4 protein-coding genes and 1 pseudogene are annotated in these 4,400 nt (G+C 68.4%); 1 reads left to right on the forward strand and 4 read right to left on the reverse strand.

Annotation, left to right across the window (positions count from 1 at the left end; genetic code table 11):
* A partial coding sequence (locus DSP71_RS11325) for a carboxylesterase family protein (RefSeq protein WP_258546381.1) occupies positions 1-1,286 on the forward strand: 1,286 nt, incomplete at its 5' end.
* A 15-nt stretch (positions 1,287-1,301) separates the two neighbouring features.
* Here the strand turns inward: DSP71_RS11325 and hemW are convergent.
* The 4 genes and pseudogenes from hemW to DSP71_RS23605 all read right to left on the reverse strand — a co-directional run.
* Positions 1,302-2,519 carry a radical SAM family heme chaperone HemW gene (gene hemW, locus DSP71_RS11330; RefSeq protein WP_113681137.1) on the reverse strand — a complete coding sequence of 406 codons (1,218 nt, stop codon included), beginning with the start codon at positions 2,517-2,519 and terminating at the stop codon, positions 1,302-1,304.
* Positions 2,519-3,172: a DUF1990 family protein gene (locus DSP71_RS11335; RefSeq protein ID WP_046749203.1), complete on the reverse strand. Its 654-nt coding sequence runs from the start codon at positions 3,170-3,172 to the stop codon at positions 2,519-2,521. Before DSP71_RS11335 ends, hemW begins: the two co-directional genes overlap by 1 nt.
* A gap of 55 nt (positions 3,173-3,227) precedes the next feature.
* Positions 3,228-3,701, reverse strand: a complete 474-nt coding sequence (locus tag DSP71_RS11340) for a DUF1990 family protein (protein ID WP_113681138.1) — start codon at positions 3,699-3,701, stop codon at positions 3,228-3,230.
* A gap of 30 nt (positions 3,702-3,731) precedes the next feature.
* A pseudogene (locus DSP71_RS23605) lies at positions 3,732-4,400 on the reverse strand (elongation factor 4); the annotation flags it as partial.

Here is a 4,400-nt window from a genome sequence, read left to right on the forward strand (position 1 = left end):
CTGTCGCGACCTGGGACGGCGTGCGCGACGCACTGGAGTTCGGCCCCACTCCGCCTCAGGTTCCGTATGCGGGCGCCATCGGCGAGCTGCTCGGCTCGGTGCGGATCGACGGAGACGACATCCTCACGGCGAACGTCTGGGCCCCGCCCGACGCCTCCGGCGCCCCCGTGCTGCTCTGGATCCACGGCGGCGCGCTCGAACGCGGCACCGCCGCTCTTCCGCTCTATGACGGCGCGGTCTTCGCGCAGGCGGGAATCGTCTTCGTGTCGATCAACTACCGACTCGGCTCGGAGGGGTTCTCCGTCTTGGAGGGCGCCCCACGGAACCTCGGCCTGCGCGATGCGGCCGCGGCCCTCGAGTGGGTGCACCGTGAGGTCGCCGCTCTCGGCGGCGACCCGACACGGATAACGGCGATGGGCGAGTCCGCCGGTGGAGCCATCGTCGCCGGGCTCCTCGCTCGGGCGGACTCCCGCGCACTCATCAGTCGCGCCATCATCGAGTCCGGACCACTCCAGGCGCAGACTCCGAAGAAGGCCGGACGTGTGACGGCTCGACTCGCGAAGCGACTCGGAGTACGAGCCGACCGCGTCTCTTTCGCCGCTCTGACGCCCGAGAAGCTGTTGGACGCACGGAGAGCTCAATCCGCCGGATCGTCTCCCCTCGGCGGGGCTCCGGCGTTCCAGTTGGCGATCGACCCCGAGAGCCTTCCCCGGTCACCGCATGAGGTGCTTCGCGAGATCGATACGCCGCTACTCATCGGGAGCAACACCGACGAGTATCGGCTCTGGTTCCCACCGGAGGTGCTGGCAGGCATCGGAGAGTTCAAGCTGCAAGCCGCGCGACTGCTCTCCCGCATCCCTCGACGTGCGGTGGCGGCCTATCGATCCGCGTTCCCCGACGCCGGCGCTGGAGAGATCCTGGGGCAGCTCGTCACGGACGTGATGCTGCGTGCTCCGTTGAGCCGGGTGGCAGCCGCGCGTCCGGAGAAGACGCACGTCTACGAGTTCGCCTGGCCGAGTCCCGTCCGCGATCTCCGCGCGGCACACGCGCTCGAGCTCGGGTTCGTGTTCGATCGCCTCGATGACGAGGAAGCCGCGCGTCTGGCAGGTCCCGACGCTCCGCGTGATCTCGCCGCCGAGATGAACGCGTCGTGGGTCGGGTTCGTGACGTCGGGCGATCCTGGCTGGCCGGCCTACGGTGACGATCGCCTCACGCGGGTGTTCGACGCCAGGAGCACGACGGTGCCCCAGAGGCGTGCGGCGGCGATGGATCTGCTCCCCGGGTGACGGACGCTTCAGCCTTCAGTCGGTCAGTTCGCGGACGACGGCATCGGCGAGCAGGCGACCGCGTAGCGTCAGCTGCACGCGCCCTTGAAGCGCTGCGAGTGGTTCGACGAGACCGTCGGCGATGAGTCCGGCGACCCTGCTCCTGTTCGCCCTCGGGACTTCGTCGATCGCGATCCCCTCGCGGATGCGGCTGAGCAGCAGGATCCGCTCGAGCGTGCGCGAGTCGTCGTCCGGACGCTCCGTGCCTGCTGCCGGCGACTCGGATGCGGCAAGGCGCTGGGCGTACGCCGCGGGGTGCTTCACGTTCCACCAGCGCAGACCGGCCACGTGGCTGTGCGCTCCGGGACCGAAGCCCCACCAGTCGTTCCCCCGCCAATACGCGAGGTTGTGTCGGGAGCGACGATCGGGCGTGCGCGCCCAGTTGCTCACCTCGTACCAGTCGAAGCCGCCGGCAGCGAGTCGGCCGTCGGCGAGCTCGTACATGTCGGCCTGGAGATCGTCGTCGGGGGTCGGCACCTCCCCGCGGCGGATCTGACGCGCGAGCTTGGTTCCGTCTTCGATGATGAGCGCGTAGGCCGAGATGTGGTCCGGCTCCAGCGCGAGTGCGGCATCGAGCGACGCCTGCCAGTCGGCGAGGGACTCCCCCGGTGCGCCGTAGATCAGGTCCACGCTCACGGCAAGGCCCGCATCCTTCGCGGCGGCGACGGCCGTGCGCACGTTCTCCGGGCGGTGCGTGCGATCGAGGGCGGCGAGCACGTGGGGAACGGCAGACTGCATGCCGACCGACATCCTCGTGACTCCTGCTCGTGCCAAGGTGTGCGCCACTTCGGGCGTCACCGTGTCGGGGTTCGCCTCGACCGTGACCTCCGCGCCCGCTGCCAGGCCGAACGCATCTGTCGCCGCTCCGAGCATGCGTGCGAGGTCGCCGGCGGGGAGAAGCGTGGGAGTACCGCCGCCGAAGAACACGGTGTCCATCGGCCGCAGCGCTCCCGCGTCATCCAGCACTCGACGAGCGAGGGCGATCTCCGCGATCAACGTCGACGCGTAGTCCTCCTGCTTCGCCCCGCGCAGCTCGGTCGAGGTGTACGTGTTGAAGTCGCAGTAGCCGCAGCGCACGGTGCAGAACGGGATGTGCAGGTAGGCGGAGAACGGCACATGCTCATCGATCCGAAGATCTGCGGGCAAGCGTCCGTCCGCCGGGGCGGGGTCTCCGAGAGGAAGTGGTCCCGCCATCAGACGGGAGTCGCGTACAGCGGGGAGATCGCCCGAAGATAGCGCGCGAAGAGCTCGCGGCGGCGACGCTTCACGAGAGCGGGGATCGTGCGGTAGAGCAGGCCGTTCGGCGCGTCGAAGGCGCGCACGGTGAACCACACCTCGTCGTTGTCTTCACGCCAGTCAACGTCGAACGACTCTTCTCCGCTGACCACCGATCCGCCGACGGTTCCGAGGACGAACCCGACACGACGGGTCTCCTCCGTGACGGAGATCACGCGGAGCTCGGAGTCGGCGCGCATGCCCGCGACGCGCCCGCGGAGGTGCAGGGTCATCCCCGCGCCGACGAACGGCATGCCCTCCGCGTCGTAGCGCTGCTCGACGTCGCGCTTGCTCGGAGCGATCGGGTTGCCCTCGGCGTCGAAGCTCACGCCCGCATAGGCAGGTCCCGGTGCGGGGCGCACGTCTTCGACCGTCAGGCCGGCAGCGCGCTGTGCCGTCCACGACAGAAGCGCTTCGCCGGCGGTCTGGAAGCGTTCGATCCCGCTGCCGATCCGCCAGGATTCCTCCGCCGGGATGCTGCGCTCCGGCGGGTACTGCATCAGATCCGGAGCATGGGTCGCACCCACGGCCGCATAGTCCACCGTGTCGTCTCGGAAAGTCCCGCGCCGCATGACTTCCACCCTACTTCGGGTTACCTGAGCGAACACCCCCACGCGCCGCGGAGCGTCACATCGTGGCTCGGCGCGAGACCGACGACGCCCCCGCCTCATCCTGAACGATGCGGACATACCGGTCGTGCGTGGCTCGCTGCAGCAGCAGGAGCGCCGGCGCCAGCAATCGCCAGAACCACGTCGAAGGACGCGAGACCGATCGCGCGACGAAAACGCCGTGCTCGTCGATCAGGAACGACTCCTCGCCGTAGATCGGATGCCCAGGACGGGTTTCGTAGCCGAAGCCGTTCTCATCCGCCCATACGACCCGTACGGGCTCCACGAATCGAATACCGAGCAGACGCTTCGCGAGCACGCCCTCGACGCCTGCGGCAGGCGCACCGACAGGGACTTCGAATCCCGCACGGCGCTTGAAATCCCACGAGCTCACCAGCGCGGCGACCGCAGTTCGCGCGGCAGGGCCGACGACCGTTGAACGCTCGGAGAGGCGCATCCCCTTCGGCACCGCGCGGATCGGGCCGCGCGTCATCCCCCGCTCATACGCCGGGAACGGCACCGGTTACTTCTTTTCCTTGCCTTCGACATCGCCGGAGAGCGCAGCGATGAACGCCTCCTGCGGCACCTCGACACGGCCCACCATCTTCATGCGCTTCTTGCCCTCCTTCTGCTTCTCGAGGAGCTTGCGCTTGCGGGTGATGTCACCGCCGTAGCACTTGGCCAGCACGTCCTTGCGGATCGCGCGGATCGTCTCGCGGGCGATGATGCGTGCGCCGATCGCGGCCTGGATCGGCACCTCGAACTGCTGGCGAGGGATGAGCTTGCGCAGCCGCTCCGCCATCATCGTGCCGTAGGCGTAGGCCTTGTCGCGGTGCACGATCGAACTGAAGGCATCGACCTTCTCCCCCTGCAGGAGGATGTCGACCTTCACCAGGTCGGCTTCCTGCTGCCCTGAGGGCTCGTAGTCGAGCGACGCATACCCCTGGGTCTTCGACTTCAGCTGATCGAAGAAGTCGAAGACGATCTCGCCGAGCGGCATGTTGTAGCGCAGCTCGACGCGCTCCTCGGAGAAGTACTCCATGCCGAGCAACGTGCCTCGACGCGACTGGCACAGCTCCATGACGGTGCCGACGTAGTCCTTGGGCAACAGGATGGCCGCCTTGACCATGGGCTCCGACACCGAGCCGATGCGCCCATCGGGGTACTCGCTCGGGTTCGTGACGGTGACGGT

Origin of the sequence: Microbacterium sp. H6 (genome assembly GCF_003314775.1) — a bacterium.
GTDB classification, from domain to species: Bacteria; Actinomycetota; Actinomycetes; order Actinomycetales; family Microbacteriaceae; genus Microbacterium; species Microbacterium oxydans.